The following is a 17,049-nucleotide window of genomic DNA, read 5'->3' on the forward strand; positions in this document are numbered from 1 at the left end:
GCCAAGAGCGGGCCTATCTCATCATCACGCCCTAATATTTTCGAATCCCTCTATCATGCCAAGCCCCCGTCGAAGCACAATGATACTATTGCTTCGCTATATCTGCCAATTCGCTAACATCGGTTTTTAGCTTTTTGGCTTTCTTTTCTTTCTTTTTAAGATAATCCTGCGCGTGTTCCTTTAGTTCGGCGGCGGCGGCTTCAATATCGTTTTTGCGTTTAATATACAGGTAGGTTATCGCCCCGGCAAATATGGCACCAAGGGCCAAACCCGCTACTAACTTATTGCTGCTATGTTGTTTTTTAAATATGTTTTTCATGGTTGTAGTTGTTTTATAGGGTAACACGCCGTTTGCCGTTTGGTTTTTTGCCTTGTTTAAAAGGGGCAAAAGCAAAGGGGGCAGCCCACAATGCTTTCGCATTGCCGCTACCCCCTAAAACTAATCTTACTAACTATTAACTATTTTAACACCACCTTGCGCAGTGCATTGGCATAAGCGTCGGTAAAGTACAGCACGTTTTCGCCGGGGCCCAGTAAAAGGTATTCGGCATGCGCATCTGCCTTGGCACCCACACCATCGCGGCTATCGTTGTAGCCGGCATTAGGGCCAATTATTTTGGTAGCCTTGCCGTTCTCTATCTTACGTATCACCCCGTCATCGGCAATATATATGGTACGGCTATCCTTATTGACTACTATACTGGTTATATCGGTAAACTTAATATCGGTATATAGCTCCTGGAAAGTGCCATTTGGCGTTAACTTATACAGGTGGTTAGGAAGTGCAACATATTTTACCTTATTGTAACCTACAAACATGGCGCTGTAGGTGCGGTCTAATTCGGTGGCCGGGGGTAGTATACTGTGGTCGTAATTAATAAAGTCGCTGCCTATTTTTTCGTCGTTTATTACTTTATGCTTGCCAATATTGTCGCCGTCGGCGTACCAAAGCACATCTTCGTAAGGGTCGTTGGCCAGGCACCTAAAATAACCATAATAATACCAGTACGAGCTTATAGCCGCACCTGTGGGGCTATACACCCACGACTTGCTGTACCCGTTTGCGTCGTCAACATTTTCGCAAATAAGATGCATGTTGCCATTGGCGGTAAAGCCTATATATTGCGGGCCCAGTAAGCGATTGCCGTTTTTGTCGGGCTGCAGTACCACGGTTGATACCACCCCCTGTGGGGTAACCCTGCGTACAGCGTTGTTATTTATATCGGCAACGTAAAAGTTACCATCTTTACCTATGGCAAAGCCAAATGGGGTAGAAAAGCGTGCAGCCGAACCCGTTCCGTCCACCAGTTGCGAGCCCGAGTAGCGCTTGCCGGCAATAGTAGTAACCGTGTTTGGCGCCACGCCCGACGATGGCACCGATAGCGACGAAAGGTTGTTTTGGTCAAAGTCGGCCTTGTTGCTTAGGTCGTCGCCTTTTTTACAATTGCTAAACAGGGTAGCTGCCAGCAATAGCGCCGTGTAGGTAAATTTGTTTTTCACAATTGGTTTATTGATAATGAAATATAAATTTACCCAATGCCCCTGTTTATAAATGCAGGCCATATTACTTGTATACCATTGTGTGAAAAGTGTGCAATTTTTGTGTAGTTGCAGAAAACCAAATTCCCTCCCACGGGGAGGGTTAGGGAGGGGTTTAGCCACCATGCCTAACCACCATGTCATTGCGAGGAGCGACAGCGACGTGGCAACCTCATCGCGTTTTCTCCATTGCGATCCGTTGGCTAACGGACTGGCAATTACCTAACCGTCATTGCGAGGAACGAAGCAATCTCCTGACAGGACTGCTAACGAAATTTGTACTTTAAACAGGTATCGCCCGCTCATTGCCGCGGGAGGGCTAGTTACTTTTCTCTTGATAGAAAAGTAACCAAAAGATCAAGTCAGCGCGATGCTTCCAGCGCTCCCTGCCGGTTCTTCACGCTTTTTTGTCGATTGTTCGCTGCGCTCCAATCCATCCAAAAAAAGCTAAACCGACATTCCCGCCATACGCCCGGCCCGCTCACGCTGACAGTAAGGCCCCGCGCTTCTTTTTCTTTCTTAGTTCCCCTCTCGAGAGGGGTTAGGGGTGTGTTAGTCGCCATGCATAATAAACCGCGCTCCCTGCCGGTTCTTCACGCTTTTTTGTCGATTGTTCGCTTTGCTTCAAACCATCCAAAAAGCTAAACCGTCATTCCCGCCATACGCCCGGCCCGCACACGCTGACAGTAGGCCCCACGCTTCTTTTTTTGATTTGGTTTAAACTCGTTCTTCCGCAGCTACGTCAGCAAAGCGGCTTCGGGCGAAAGCGGGTAAAACAATGGTGACCTGTGCGGGGAAGGATTTTTTGTCTTGATTTATTCACCTATTGTTTGTTTTTTTATAGGTGTTCATGAGCTCCCTACGGTCGGTTTTTGGTTCTTTTTCATCAAGGAAAAAGAACTGGGCCCTCCCGCGGCCAAGAGCGGGCCTATCTCATTATTAAACCATAATATTTAGCTAAGCCCCCTGCCATGCCCAACCCTGCCCAAGCACCCTGCCAATCGTTCCCCTCCCAGAGAGGGCTTAGGGGTGTGTTAACCACCATACCCTAACAAACCCTGCCATACCGAACCCGCCCGTGCACCCAACCTGCAAAATGACCCAATGACGCCCTGCAAAATGGCCCAATGCCGCGCAGCAAATGAAACCGTAAATTTTTGTAAAGGTGCTGTTGTGCCGATAGCTTGCGATAGCCCCGCTATCCGCTTATACTGCACAAGGCCTTAATCGGCGGGCCGGTATACGCTGCTATCGGGTTTAGGGGGGATGAGTTGTTAACACACACAATACGCGTGTGCCAGCGAAGAATCCTTTTTTATTAGATTTAGGATGTGGAACCTTCATTTTTGGCCTGTTCCCAGGCTTTTTTCAAAATTGCTCGTGAGAGATTCAAAATTTCATCACTAAGAGAGTTTAGTAGTTCGGGTTTATCTTTAGGATTTGAAACTGAATGTCTGAAATATTTGTCAAGGGCATTTTCTAGGTTCATATGATCTTCCTCCTGTTTATTTAGAAATAGCTTGATTTGAAATGAAAATATTCTTGCAGTTTTTAATCGTTCAAGAACATCTTTGTATATTATATCAACCTTTTCGTCGTTGCCTTTTTCAATAAGCGATATCAATTCTTCTACATAAGTATTAACTAGTGCTACTTCACCATTGAATTTACTTAAAAGCTCCCGCAAATCTTGAATCCATGCAATTCTAGCTTGAGAAACGTTATTTGCCCTAACTTGTGTAAGCGTCATTTTAGAGGTTTCTCTAATTTGTTCTCTAGAGAGTTTCAATAACTCCTGTGCTTGTGCTTCCTGACTTTTTAATTGTTGGGCCGCGTTTGAGGTTTGAACCTTAATCTGTTTTTTTCCTATATAGATTGCACCTAATGTGGATATAACTACGACAATTAGTGCTACTAAAGAGGGGGTAATATCTCTGAAGGTATTTGTGTCTTTTTTTAACACTTTGCTTAACTCATCTAATTGAACAATCGACACTTTTAAAGAATCATTGCCGCTTTTTTTATAAAAAAAGAGTTTGTTTATTGTCGTATCAGATTTTGGATTTTTAATAGATCTGTTTTTTGCGATGTTAAAAGATACAGCAAATACAAATAAAATAATTAATGATATTTTTTTCATCGTAGAGAGTCAATTAATAATTGAATGGAATTTAATTTCATTCCATAGTCTATCAACATTTTATCTGTGAATTTCTCAGGATCTACCCAATATTTGCTTTTTTCTTTCAGTATATCTGTTAACTCCTTTACTTCCTGATTATTAATTTTTTCCAAATTTTCAGCCGTTCTCAACCATATATTTGACAAAATAGATGAACGTTGGTCTTTATTTAAATTTCGAGTTTCGTTGATATGGAACTTGGTTTGATTAATTGCGTATGTGACTTCTTGTATAATATAATTTAATTCGGACTTCCTAAGTCCTGATATATTCAAAATGTTTTTTGTTTGGTAGATAATAAAGTTAATCATATTAAGATATAGTGTAATTGGAGTTATTCTGTTTTTTGTAAGTTTATTATTTTGGTTAATATTAATAGACTCCTCCAAAGAGTTAGCGCGATTATTATTAATCCTAAAACATTGAAGAAATAAATATATTTATGGTTGTCCTCATTTAAAAACAACTTTAATGAATATCCAATCACAGATATAATTGTTAGAGATTTTACACAGTTTTTAAGGTGTTTTACTGTTTCGAAATACAGGTTAGTAGCAAAAAATATCTCAAAAACAGTATGATCGTCCATTTTCGATCTATTATCAATGCTAGAACCACTTTTAAAAGTGATTAGAACTGTAAGTAAGGTTAAAATAAATCCAGCCAATGTCAAGGCAATTGTAGATAAGTCTGAAGCAGTAGTGATAGTATACTGTGGTTTAGGTAAAATCAGAATATTTTTGTGGCATAAATAATAAGTTGTTCCACATACTGCTAAAGCCAATGTATAATCCCAAACTAATGGTCGACGAAAGTATGAATTTATCATTCCGCTAGCTTTTCAATAAATTCATCAAATTCAGGCTTTATCAATTCATACCAATCTTTTAGTTTTGTGATTTTAGTCAAATCAAATTCTTTAACTATTTCTTTTTTCCCTTTTAATAAATTAAAAACTTCTTCATTTCCTTCTTTATCTTCATACTTAACCACAAAATTTTCGAATGCATCTATGTTAAATGGCCTCCCTTTAAATTTTTGCAATAAATTTATTACCATACTATTTGCCTCCTTGTTAAGCTCAGTGCTTCTAACTGTGTTGCCTGGCGTTTGATACATAGCTTCAAGTTTTATAAATTTTGGCTTAATTCTTTGACCAATTGTATTAATACCGAGAAAATATTGGCCAACTAATTCAGTGTCAAGAATCGCAAGCTTTTGTGGTTGTACTTTAATGTCAATATTTAAAACATTTTTTAATTCCGACAAAGTTTTATCAATGGATGTATTCATGTGCATAGTTACCTCAGTCGCTTTAGCTAACCTTAAAGTGTCTCGCGCAACATTTCTTAAATAATATTCTATATCTGATAGCCTTGGGCCATTACTGTTAAATTCTAAACATATTATTGCCGGACTTTTACTGTAGTCAATAAAAAAATGGGTTTGTTCAGCTATTGAACCCTGAGCAGCATCTAAAGGAATCAATTTAAATTTGTCAGCGGGTTTAAGCATTGGAACTCTACCAGACCTAAGTAATGCTATCGTACATCGTATTCTTTTATCTTTAAGTATAAAAACCGATTGTGCCATAAACAACTCTCTACTTCCTTCGTCAGGTCGGTTATGGTTTCTATCAATTAGATGTCCCTTCCCTTTGTGCAACTCGTTAGTTACATAAGTTATTATCTTAAATAGAATTTCGTCAGCTGATTGGGCTACGTCATTATAAGGCGTGAATTTTAATGAATAAAAGTGAAATCGTATAGTTGATAAATTTTCTTTTGATTTTCGATTTTCTTCTTTACTCATTTCATATAAAAATTAAGTCAATAGTAATGGGTCTGATAAAGATGGAGATAAAATGTCAACTTAAAAATAGAAAACCACCTGATTTACAAATAATTATAAATTAAATACTGTGCTTATGGGTTAAGGTATTTAATGATGGTAATAATTAATTTCAAAGAACAATTCCTACCCGGTAACCACACGGTAAATGCCGCCGCTGCTTAAACCGCCTCAGCAGGGCAGGGGTTTTAAAGGTCCATCGGTTAAATCCGCAGGTGTCATTTCGACCGTAGGGAGAAATCTTGTTGGAATGGCAGTTGGGCTAATTGCACATCGAACAAGATCCCTCGTCGCTGCGCTCGCCGTGCTTCGACGGGCTCAGCATGACAGGGTGGTGAGGGCGGTTGAAGAAGTCCATAGTCCATAGTCCATGGTCGATAGTCAATAGTAGCTGCGATGGCATGGTCGGCAAGAAGTCCATAGTCCATGGTCGATAGTCCATAGTAGCTGCCATCGACTGCCTACTGCCAACTATCGACTATGGACTATCGACTATGGACTATCGACCACATACAAATATCGGTACCCGGGTTTAAAGTTTTCGTGACAGTGTTTTGTCACACGGTTTTTTTGGCGGGTGGCATCCCCCAAAAGTCCAAAAACCAAAACAGGTGTTTGGAATACTGCTTTTTATTTCGTAAATTGGTTACCCTGCCCCCAACAAAAAAAACGAAAACGCCACAGCGCGGCCAACAAAAAAAACCAAAAATTGCAAAAATTTATAGCGGCACTGTAATGGCGGCTAAAATGCCATTGGCATGGCAGTAGTCGGGTATCGCCCTCCCCAAAAAATCATTATCTTTGCCCCTCAAATGCAAGCTGAAGACACCACCACCATACCATCCACCTGGGAAAAAGGGTACAACAACTATGGCCCCTGGCTAAAGCAAAAGTACCCCGGTCACCGTGTGTTTAAGGTGATTGTAGATGGTGGCTTTACCTGCCCCAACCGCGATGGCAGCAAGGGTTACGGCGGCTGCACCTACTGCAATGTAGACTCGTTTACGCCCAGCGTAAGCCGCAATGCGCCCACCCTTAGGCAACAGGTAGAAGAGGGCATGGAAAGGGCCATAAAGGGCAATAAGGCTGATAAGTTCATTATCTACTTTCAGCCCAATACCAACACCTATGCCCCGGCGCACTACCTTAAAATGCTGTACGACGAAGCCCTGAGCATCAACACCGAAAACATTGTGGGCCTGAGCGTTGGCACCCGCCCCGACTGTATAGACGCTGAGAAAATAGCCCTGCTTGAAAGCTACACCAACCGCTTTGATGTTGACCTGGAGATGGGTATGGAGAGCATTTACAACGATACCCTAAACCAGATAAACCGCGGCTGCAGCCACGAGGAGCTGGAAAAGGCTCTGGCCCTAACGGTAAACACCAGGCTGGATGTTTGCGTACACACCATCTTCGGCTTCCCCTGGGAAACCCACCAGATGATGCTTAAATACGCCGACGAGATAAACCGCCACGCGCAGATCAAGTTTGTCAAATTCCACCACCTGCACATCGTAGAGGGTAGCGTAATGGGCGTTAAGTACAAGCGCGAGCCCTTTAAGCTGTTCAGCCTGGAAGAGTACGCCGACTTCCTGTGCGAACTGCTGCCATTGGTACGCCCCGATATTGTTATACAGCGCCTGTTCGGCCTAAGCGACCGCGAACTGCTGATAGCCCCCAACTGGGGACTGAAGAAAAGCGAGATACAGTACTTTATAGATCAGCGCATACTAAGCCGCGGCGTAGTGCAGGGCAGCGCCTTGTAGCTATGCCATTACCCCTTTTGGCTATAAACTGATGCCAGGCAAAAATAGCCCGCCGTTAATTGGTATCTTGTTTGCAACAACCATCACCAAGTAACATTCGTAAAACGTAAATTAAATAGCTGTTTTGGCGCAAAAACCTTTACAAAACTACATTCCGGCGTTAACGGGGGTGCGGGCACTGGCGGCCTACCTGGTGTTTATATCGCATTACGCGTATGTGTTTGATGAAAATTTTCCCCGTGCTGTGCAACGTTTTCTTAACGAGTTCCATATTGGGGTAACCATCTTCTTTGTGCTGTCGGGTTTTTTAATTGCTTTTAGGTATTTTGATAGCTTTAAGCTAACGGGCCCCTGGTTTAGGCAGTACCTTAAAAACCGGGTGGCGCGTATATACCCCATGTACTTCCTGCTCACGCTTGGGGCTTTCGTATCGTACCACTACACTCACGACCCTAAGATAACCGGCGGCTACAGCAACGCAACGGGCTTGTTTTTTATGCATATTACCTTTGTAAGGGGCTTTTTTGATCAGCTTAAGTTTACCGGCATAGCCCAGGGCTGGAGCCTTACGGTTGAGGAGTGCTTTTACTTTTCGGCACCGTTTATATTTTACTTTGCCCAGCGCTACCGCAAGTTTTATATACAGCCCATTGTTATAACCTGCTTCGGCGTTTTGCTGGTGCTGATGTTCAGGAATGTAGACTGGCACGGCTTCTTCGGCAACTTTACCTTTATGATGCTGTACACCTTTTTGGGCCGGTGTTTCGAGTTTTTCGCGGGGATACAACTGGCGCTTATCGTTCGTAAAAAACAGCTGACGGGTACGGCCAAAAGCAAATACACCTACCTGGGTTTTGTGCTGATATTTGTATGCGTTGGCATCATGTCGGTATTGCCTATACCCAAAAACGAGGTGGCCGGCTTGCACAACCCGCTGGGGATTATTACCAATAACTACCTGCTGGCGGCATCAATAGCCTTGTTTTTTTATGGCTTACTAACCGAGGCCACCACCATTAAAAAGATACTATCAAACAAGTTTGTTGAGCTGCTTGGCAAAAGCTCGTATATATTTTACCTGATACACCTAGGCTACATGTACGACTTTTTACACAACTACTTTAACAAATGGAACGACCAGGTATTTGACCTTTACGACAAGTGGGGGGTAGACTGGGTATCGCCCTTCCAATACGATAGTTTGAACGTGTTATACGGTTTTATCATCCTGAATGGTGTTTCTATAGCGTTATTCAAGCTAATTGAAGAACCTTTAAATCATTATATTCGTAAATCAAATTTTCTGATCAAGAATGCACCCCGTAATCCTGATAATGATTCGGGTGCAATAAAAGCTTAACTGTAACGATGAATACGCCTAAAAGATGGAGTAAGTTTTTGAAGATAATTGCCAGTGTTGTTTTAATAGCAGGTGCCCATCAGGCCATTGCGCAAGACGACGCTAAAAATGAAGGGGAGGTATCAACCACCCTTACACCCGCAACCAAAAATGCCATTTTTGATAATAACGCCAAATATACCTTCGAGGTAAAAAACACCACCGCTATAGACCAGTCGGGCAAGGTATCGTACGTGGTTACCCGCTATGGCAAAACGTTGCATAAAGATTCGGTTAAAGTAACCATCAAAAAGAATAGTTCGGGTAAGTATACCTTTGACTTGCCTGCCATGAAAACCGGGTTTTACAAGATCAATTTTATGGTAAACGTTACCGAATATGACGACACCACCCGCCGTGTATTTGGCATAAGGCCCGAAGAGATTGTATCGCAGTATAAAAAACCTGCCGATTTTGATAAGTTTTGGGCCGATACCAAAGCTGACCTGGCAAAGGTAAAGCCCAATTTTAAGGTAACGCTAATGCCCAAACTTAAAACGGCAAACCGTAACGTGTACCTTATAGAAATGCAATCGTACGAAAACATGACCATAAGGGGATGGATGACCGTGCCGATATCAAAAACCAAAAGGAAGTTTTCGGTACTGCTGGGTTTGCCAGGCTACCAGGTTAACCTAAAGCCTATTACCGGTATGGACGAAGACCTGGCTATTATTACCCTTAACGTTAGGGGGCAGGGCAATAGTCGCGGCCCTATAAACACCCGCCGCGACGAATTCATTTTTTACCATATTGATAACCGCGACCGCTACGTAATGCGCGGTGTTATTATGGATTGCCTGCGTGCCGTCGATTTTATATTTACCCAGCCAAATTTGCGGCACGACAATATTATGCTTACCGGCGGCAGCCTTGGCGGGTACCTTGTTTTGGCAACTGCAGCGCTTGATAACAGGGTTAACCTGGCATCGGTGCAAAACCCTATATTATGCGATGTGGGCAACCTTGATGGCGAGGTTACCTGGCCAATTAACGATATTAAGCGGTACATTAAAACACAACCCGGCCTTACCTACGAGCAGGTGCTGGAGAATATGAGATATTACGACGGGAAAAACTTTGCATCAGAAATTAAATGCTCAACATTAATGGGTATTGGTTTATTAGACCAGTATGCCCCGCCGGCTAATGAGTATGCAACTTACAATGGTATAACGGCTAAAAAAAGGCTCGAGGTTTTCAAGGATCTGGGCCATGAAGTAAGCCAGGCGTATAAGGACCTTGAGGGCAGGTGGATGCGTGATGCATTTGCGTTATTTTAATATGTATATATGAAAGCAACCCAAACCTATTTTAAATATTTAATGGTAGTGGCGCTATTTGGGCTAATACTACAGCAAAAAAGTTATGCCGGCGGTTTCCCTATTAGGCCTAAAAAGTTGCTGCTGTCGCCATCTATCAGTCATTTTACTGCCAAAAGTGGATGGGACTCGTTGGGCCGCAACATACCATTTGCAAACAACGGCAGGTTTACATCGGTTAGTTATTCGTTGTACGCCGAGTATGGTTTAACCAAGCGCTTTACCTTAGTGGCTTTGCTGCCATACGTTATAAATAATTACGACGATGATAAAAACAAAACACTTTACAGCGGGCCTACAGATCTGGAAGTTGGTGTAAGGTATTATTTGGCCAACATCAACTACATTTATTATTTTACAATACAAGGCACCTATATAAAACCCCTTTACACCGAGCCCAACCTTGGCTATGGGCAGCAAGGGTCCGAATTAAAGCTATCGTTTGCCGGTAGCGGTAAGCTATGGGGCAAAAACTACTATTTTACGGTAGAGAATGGTATAAGGCAATATTTTGGCCCGCAAGGCCCAACGCAGGATAGGTACAACGGTAGCTTTGGGATGACGCTGGACAGGAAGTTTAAACACCAGCTGTCTATATCGGCAGGCGGCTCTTATTCAACCAGTAGTTTTACAGCATTTTCGCCCATACAGGCTACCAATAAAAACTTTGCCTTTACCCAGGCTTCTATAAGCTATGGTTACACTTTCGGCAAAAGATTCTCGATGTTTTTAACCGCGGGCAAGTTTTTAATAGGCCGCAATACAGGCGATGGAAAAAGCGCCTCGGTTGCATTTATAGTTAAACCATGGTAATGCCTGGTATATCCAATTTACAGATAGCACATATGATAAGAGTATTCGTTATAGTTTTTTTGTTGCCCTTTTATTGCGCCGCACAAACGGCAGAAACCTATATACAAACAGGCACAACCAAATCGGGTGCTAAAAATTATGCCGGTGCCATAGCCGATTTTACCAAAGCTATACAGCTTGACGGTAAAAACGCGAAGGCCTATTTTATGCGCGCCAATGCCTATAACGACCAAAAAAACTATGCCGAAGCTATAAAGGATTATACACGGTCTATAGAAATTAATCCTAATGATGCCTATGAGTTTTTTTACCGGGGTAACGCCTATAGCTCAAATAAAGATTATACCAACGCCATAGCCGATTTTACAAGGGCCATAGCCATAAACCCTATTGCCGATATGTACCATTACCGGGCAAATGCAAAAGCTAACCTGGGCGATAATAATGCGGCTATTGAGGATTTTAACAAGGCAATTGCCATAGTCCCCAATGATGCCTCGCTTTACGAGTACAGGGGTGTGGCCAAAGCAAACTTAAAGGACAATGCCGGTGCCATAGCCGATTTTGACACTGCAGCAAAGCTTGACCCCAAAAATGCCGACCTGATCTTTTACAGGGCCAACTCAAAGGGAAATATGCTGGATTATAAGGGCGCTATTGCCGACTATACTTTAACCCTTAGCCTAAACCCTAAAAACGCGGAAGCTTTTTTTTACCGCGCTAATGCTTACGGCAATTTAAAGAACTATCCGGCTGCAATAGCCGATTATAATAAAGCTATAGCGCTTGATCCAAAACTGCCCAATTTGTTTAAATACCTGGCTAACGCGTTAAGCAACAATTCCGACAAAAAGGCTGCATTGGAATATTTTGCCAAAGCCATCGCCTTAGAACCCAACAACGCCGAACTGTATTATTACGATAGTCGCGTAAAATATAACCTTGATGATAAAGAAGGCGCCCTTGCTGATCTGGATAAAGCCATTGAGCTAAACGGAACTTCGGAAGCGTACCAAAACAGGGCGGATATGAAGCTGGATGAAAAGAAGTACAGCGAAGCCAGGGACGATGCAGATGAAGCGATTGATAAGGACGAAAAAAACAGCTATGCCTACATTACCCGCGCAAGGGCTTTAATAGAGTTAAAAGACACCACAGCTGCCCTGGTTGATTTAAACGAGGCCCTAAAATTAAATCCTAATAGCGATTATGCCTATGTGGTGAGAGGAGAGATAGCACAGGACCGTAAGAACTATAGCAACGCGTTGCAAGACTATAACAAGTCTATCGATATGAATTCGGGCAATATTGAAACTTACTATAAAAGAGGAAATGTAAAGTTAAAAATTGGCGACAGGGCCGGCGCTTTGCAGGATTTTAAAAAGATAGCAGATGTGGGCACCGCCGATGATAACCTTAGCGCAAGGTTGGTAAGGGCGATGATGAATGCTAAGTTTTATATTGAGGGCTTGCCTATACTGAACGACCTGGTTGCCAAACACCCTAAAAACGCGAACTATTTTGTTGGCAGGGGCGTAGCTAAACAACATACCGGCGATGTGCAGGGTGCTTTATTAGATTATAGTACCGCTTTAAAACTTGATACAGGCTCATACGCGGCTTACCATAACCGCGGGAGCGCTATGTTTGATATGGGCGACAACGCGGCTGCCTTAAAAGACCTGGCTAAAGCTATTGCCTTAAAAGACAATGACGAGGATGCTTATTACATTAGAGCAACGGTAAAAATGGCGATGAAGAATTATGACAGCGCTATTGATGATTTTAACAGCGTAACATTTATTGACCTTGACGATGCAAAATCATATGCACACAGGGCCCTTGCACAGGCATATTTGGGTAATACTGCCCGGATGAATGCCGATTTTACCTATGCGTTTAAGCTGGAACCTAAAAACCCAGATCTGTACAATTTTAGAGGCCAGGCCAAGCTGTTGAACAAAGATGTGAACGGAGCAATGGCCGATTTTGACCAGTCTATTTTGCTAAATGCGCAAAGCCCCGATGGCTATTATAGCCGTGGAATGTTAAAACTTGCTAAGCAAGACAAAGCAGGCGCCTGTACCGATCTTAACAAAGCTGCCGCTTTAGGCCTGAAGGTGGCTGCTGATGAGGTTAAGAAAAGTTGTAAGTAGTAATTACCCTTGGTATTTACCAAACAGCTCTTCTACTGCCTTTACGCGGTATTCAAATATTTTTTTTACCTGTTTGCCTACCAGCAGTGTATTGCTAAGCCTGCCTATAATGCCGTAAGGTATAGCATAATTTAGGATGTCCGTCATCTCAACACCGCCCGGTATCTCTTTAAAATGGTGCTGGTGGTGCCACAACGCATAAGGGCCAAAACGCTGCTCATCTACAAAGTACTGGTGGTCCTGTACATGGGTTATCTCGGTCATCCAGTTTAGTTTGATGCCAAACAAGGGCGATACCTTATAGGTGATGATCATGCCGGGATACATCTTAGTATCGCCATTGTAATCTGATGTCACCACAAACTTCATTTCTTTAGGGGTGATCTTTGCCAGGTTCAACGGCGACGAAAAGAAATCCCAGGCTTCATCTAAGCTTATTGGGATGTTCTGCTTTAGCTTTAATGCGTATGTTTTCACACACTAATTAACGGATTATTACAATAAGTGGTTTTATTACTTGTGGTAGTAACCTCTATATTACTTTTCGGTGGCAATTGGCAAATCCCGCCTCGACCATTCGCTCCACGACCCTACGTATAGTTTTGGGCCTGTAATACCTGCATATTCCATCCCCAGCAAAGTATGGCATGCCGTAACACCCGATCCGCAATGAACAATAACATCGCCGGGTTTTACATCACCTATGGTATCTTTATACATGCTTGCCAATGCTTGTTGTGTAAGGTACTTGCCCTCGGGCGATAGGCTGTTGCTGTAGAACAAATTTACCGCGCCGGGTATGTGGCCTGCAACAAGGTCTAAAGGTTCGGTATAGCCCAAATAACGCTGCCCCTCGCGCACGTCAATTACTACACGGTCTTCGGCTTTAGCAGCCTCTTTCACTTCTTCTATATCGGCGGTGTTTGCGTATTGGGGGGCAATAGGGTAAAGGCTGGTTGCACTGGGGGTATACTCGTCTGTACTCAATTCAATACCTGCATCTGTAGCGGCTTTAAGCCCCCCATTCAATACCTGTACATTGGTATGGCCAATTGACCGCAACATCCACCAAAGGCGTGCACCGCCCATGGCTGCGGCTTTATCATCGTATACTACAATGTGGCTATCGGGCTTAACACCCCAGCGGGCCAGCGTTGCAGCAAAATCAGCTAACGATGGTAATGGATGGCGGCCACCGAAAGCCGCATCGGCAGGGTGGGCTGCAAGGTCATCATCCAGGGTGGCAAAAATGGCATTGGGTAAATGCCCGGCCAGGTAATTAGTGCGGGCATTAGCGCCGGCACGCACATCAATCAATATGGTTGCAGGGTCAAATACCCTTGGGTCGGTAATTTCAATAAGCGGAGACATGGGCTACAATGTTTAAGCCCAAATATAGTAAATAGCCGTTGCAGATTTGAAAAGGTTAATTAGCGTTTAAGGGAAATTTGTTGCTTTTCACTTTTTTTTATTGAAATATAATTTTATATTAGTGAGTAAGGGATAACAAAAAAAATGAAAAGACTCCCGCTATAACCAACAAAAAAGTGGAATAATTTATAGCTGAAGCTGCAAAGCTAAATAACCAGTTTAGTTTAACCGCTAAAACCTACTGCACCATCTTATTCGCGCAGCACGAACTGGCAAAAGCTTCGGGTTTGGCTTTAAATACAAAGCCCATGCTTAGTATATAACCCATTGCCTCGTGTAGGGCCTGGTTGCTTTTAAACATGGGGTTGGTGTTAATATCGGCGTGTACTTCCAGGCCTACGTCGTAAAGGTCGAGCAGGTCGCAAAGCTTGTAGGCAATATCAATTGACTTTTGCACCTCGTACAACATGCGCTCTTTGATGCTCATTTTCTGCGATGTACGCTCCTGGTGAATAAACATAAAGGCGCCACGCTGTTCGCGAATGAAAACAATAACCGTGGCAAAATCGGTTACCGAACCCTTCACCTGCGAATCTGTACCGATACAAACCTTTAATTTATTACCCAGGTTGGTTTCCCGTTCTATGGCTGCTTCAACTTCTTCCAGTATAGGTGTTTGGATCACCTCTCCGCTAAATTTTCTCCAGGTCATAAAAATTGTTTTAGTGTTAATTTTATCTGACCTTTTATAGGTCTATAAAAATAAGCGATAAACTATTTTATAAACGTTAATTAGGGATAATTTATTTGTTAACATTTTACTGAATATTAACAGGTTACATTAATATAAGATACAAAAAAAGCTGCTTCCGGTTTGGAGCAGCTTTTCATATCAGGTTTGTAATGGGTTATCGTGCTTTGTAAGCCTTGGCTTTTTTAACAGGTAAGTGAGGCTTGCCTTCCGGATGAATCTCAGGTGCGCCTACCATGGTCATGGCGCAACGGAAACCAACTTCGGCGCTTGCGTCGTCCTGGTTCATAAAGCGGCGGGTAGCGGGATTTAGCCAGTAGGCCATATCATTCCACGAGCCACCTTTATACACCTTTGAATGGTCGTTCACTAAAGTTGTGGTGCCATACAATGCGGTGTTTACAGTATCGCCAAAACCCCTGTTATCGGCAGTGTAGGCTTTACCAGCAAGTGGATTAACAGCACCCGGTTGTGCAGGGGTAGCGGCTGCCTGCCCTTGTTGCTGGGCTATCATTTCACTGTATTTTAACTTTTTGTTTGACTTGGCAGGGTCTTTAATAGGGCGGCCGTATTTATCTTTAGCATATAAACCTTTAGCAGGGTCTGCCAGGCGTTTGTTAGAGAATTCGTTACCACGGAACGGGTTAAGATCATCCACTTCTTCAAACGAAGTCTGGCGGTAAGTATCGGCTACCCACTCGTTAACGTTACCCGCCATGTTATACAAACCAAAATCGTTAGGCTCGTATGAACGTACAGGGGCTGTAATAATGGCTTTATCGTTCAGTCCGCCGCCAACACCGGCGTTATCACCTGCACCACGTTTAAAGTTTGCAAGTATTAAACCACGTGTTTTTTTATTGGGCGAACGCACACCTAAGCCATTCCATGGATATACGCGGCCATCGTTAATGTTTTCAAACTGGGTATTACCGGCAAGGGCTAAAGCGGCGTATTCCCACTCTGCTTCTGATGGCAAGCGGTAACCTTGTTTAAGTATACCATCTTCCATACGTACCGGCCTTACCGATTTACCGTTTTTGCCTGTACCGGCTGCGCCTGGTGCACCAGGGCTTAGGTTTGGTAACATTTTTTTACCGTCAATCCCTGCACCGCGAATTTGTCCGTTAAGATAAATGTCTGTATTGAATGGCACTTTTGCGGCATTAGCTGCAGCGCCATTTTTACCGCTCGATGCATCTTTCCAGGTGGTAAGGCGGCCGGTTTCACGTAAAATATTTTCGTTTGTACGGTCTGTACGCCATGAGCAATACTCCTGTGCCTGTTCCCAGGTAACGCCTACAACAGGGTAATCCTGAAAGGCGGGGTGGCGCAGGTAGTTTTCTACATAGGGTTCGTTATATGATAAAGGGCTGCGCCATACCAGTGTATCCGGCAGGGCGTTGTAGTAAAGTTCTCCATCAGTAGGGAAAGTAATATTTATCCAGTGCAGGTAATCCAGCCAATCCTGGTTAGAAACTTCGGTTTCATCCATATAAAACGACGGCACGGTAACTCTGCGGCGCACGTTGTTATACTCGTATGTCACGTCCTGATCCGCACTCCCGCCTAAAACAAAGGTACCGCCCTCTATAGGCACTAAACCCGGCCCGGGCGAAGGATGATTTTGCTTAAAGCGCAGATAACCACCGTTGGTTTTATCGTTATAAGTAATACCAGTTTTTTGTGATTGCTGACGTTTACTGCAGCTGCTTAGCAAGGCGCCAAAGCCCAACAACACCAAAGCAGTATTAGTAAAAAGTACTTTCATATTTTAAACAATATATATTAGGAGGTAAATTTAATAAAAAACAGTTATAGTAGTACTAATTTAAAGATACATATCTCACCGTATAATTTAAACGGATAATTTATGTATTGGTTACAATATTTTGC

The 17,049-nt window shown here is 43.1% G+C and carries 15 protein-coding genes; 5 read left to right on the forward strand and 10 right to left on the reverse strand.

The window, feature by feature from the left end:
- Positions 1-85: 85 nt before the first annotated feature.
- The 6 genes from FFF34_015520 to FFF34_015545 form a co-directional block, all read right to left on the reverse strand.
- Positions 86-319 carry a hypothetical protein gene (locus tag FFF34_015520; GenBank protein TSD63970.1) on the reverse strand — a complete coding sequence of 78 codons (234 nt, stop codon included), beginning with the start codon at positions 317-319 and terminating at the stop codon, positions 86-88.
- A gap of 140 nt (positions 320-459) precedes the next feature.
- Entirely contained in the window at positions 460-1,500 is a 1,041-nt protein-coding gene (locus tag FFF34_015525) for a hypothetical protein (GenBank protein TSD63971.1), read from the reverse strand.
- A 1,363-nt stretch (positions 1,501-2,863) separates the two neighbouring features.
- On the reverse strand, positions 2,864-3,679 hold the full coding sequence (locus FFF34_015530; protein TSD63972.1) for a hypothetical protein: 816 nt from the start codon (positions 3,677-3,679) through the stop codon (positions 2,864-2,866).
- Positions 3,676-3,996, reverse strand: a complete 321-nt coding sequence (locus FFF34_015535) for a hypothetical protein (GenBank protein TSD63973.1) — start codon at positions 3,994-3,996, stop codon at positions 3,676-3,678. The genes FFF34_015530 and FFF34_015535 overlap by 4 nt, the downstream gene beginning before the upstream one ends.
- A gap of 59 nt (positions 3,997-4,055) precedes the next feature.
- On the reverse strand, positions 4,056-4,550 hold the full coding sequence (locus tag FFF34_015540) for a hypothetical protein (protein ID TSD63974.1): 495 nt from the start codon (positions 4,548-4,550) through the stop codon (positions 4,056-4,058).
- The gene (locus tag FFF34_015545) at positions 4,547-5,533 is read right to left on the reverse strand and encodes a hypothetical protein (GenBank protein ID TSD63975.1); all 987 of its coding nucleotides are present in this window, start codon (positions 5,531-5,533) and stop codon (positions 4,547-4,549) included. Before FFF34_015545 ends, FFF34_015540 begins: the two co-directional genes overlap by 4 nt.
- 851 nt (positions 5,534-6,384) lie before the next feature.
- Between FFF34_015545 and FFF34_015550 the strand changes: the two genes are divergently transcribed.
- The 5 genes from FFF34_015550 (at position 6,385) to FFF34_015570 (ending at position 13,031) form a co-directional block, all read left to right on the forward strand.
- The gene (locus tag FFF34_015550; GenBank protein TSD63976.1) at positions 6,385-7,341 is read left to right on the forward strand and encodes a TIGR01212 family radical SAM protein; all 957 of its coding nucleotides are present in this window, start codon (positions 6,385-6,387) and stop codon (positions 7,339-7,341) included.
- A gap of 115 nt (positions 7,342-7,456) precedes the next feature.
- Complete coding sequence (locus tag FFF34_015555) at positions 7,457-8,701, forward strand: acyltransferase (protein ID TSD63977.1); 1,245 nt, start codon at positions 7,457-7,459, stop codon at positions 8,699-8,701.
- Positions 8,702-8,709: 8 nt separating this feature from the next.
- Positions 8,710-10,023 carry an acetylxylan esterase gene (locus FFF34_015560; GenBank protein TSD63978.1) on the forward strand — a complete coding sequence of 438 codons (1,314 nt, stop codon included), beginning with the start codon at positions 8,710-8,712 and terminating at the stop codon, positions 10,021-10,023.
- 9 nt (positions 10,024-10,032) lie between these two features.
- Positions 10,033-10,875: a hypothetical protein gene (locus FFF34_015565; GenBank protein ID TSD63979.1), complete on the forward strand. Its 843-nt coding sequence runs from the start codon at positions 10,033-10,035 to the stop codon at positions 10,873-10,875.
- The gene (locus FFF34_015570) at positions 10,869-13,031 is read left to right on the forward strand and encodes a tetratricopeptide repeat protein (GenBank protein ID TSD63980.1); all 2,163 of its coding nucleotides are present in this window, start codon (positions 10,869-10,871) and stop codon (positions 13,029-13,031) included. Before FFF34_015565 ends, FFF34_015570 begins: the two co-directional genes overlap by 7 nt.
- Positions 13,032-13,034: 3 nt before the next feature.
- Here FFF34_015570 and FFF34_015575 read toward each other — a convergent pair whose 3' ends face one another.
- The 4 genes from FFF34_015575 to FFF34_015590 all read right to left on the reverse strand — a co-directional run bounded on the left by FFF34_015575 (position 13,035) and on the right by FFF34_015590 (position 16,924).
- Entirely contained in the window at positions 13,035-13,508 is a 474-nt protein-coding gene (locus FFF34_015575) for an SRPBCC family protein (protein ID TSD63981.1), read from the reverse strand.
- Between the two features lie 60 nt (positions 13,509-13,568).
- A complete protein-coding gene (locus FFF34_015580; GenBank protein TSD63982.1) occupies positions 13,569-14,402 on the reverse strand; it encodes a sulfurtransferase in 834 nt (277 codons plus the stop codon).
- A gap of 238 nt (positions 14,403-14,640) precedes the next feature.
- On the reverse strand, positions 14,641-15,114 hold the full coding sequence (locus tag FFF34_015585; protein TSD63983.1) for a hypothetical protein: 474 nt from the start codon (positions 15,112-15,114) through the stop codon (positions 14,641-14,643).
- Positions 15,115-15,310: 196 nt separating this feature from the next.
- On the reverse strand, positions 15,311-16,924 hold the full coding sequence (locus FFF34_015590) for an SUMF1/EgtB/PvdOfamily nonheme iron enzyme (GenBank protein ID TSD63984.1): 1,614 nt from the start codon (positions 16,922-16,924) through the stop codon (positions 15,311-15,313).
- Between the last annotated feature and the right edge of the window lie 125 nt (positions 16,925-17,049).

This window comes from Inquilinus sp. KBS0705 (assembly GCA_005938025.2).
Taxonomy (GTDB): Bacteria; Bacteroidota; Bacteroidia; order Sphingobacteriales; family Sphingobacteriaceae; genus Mucilaginibacter.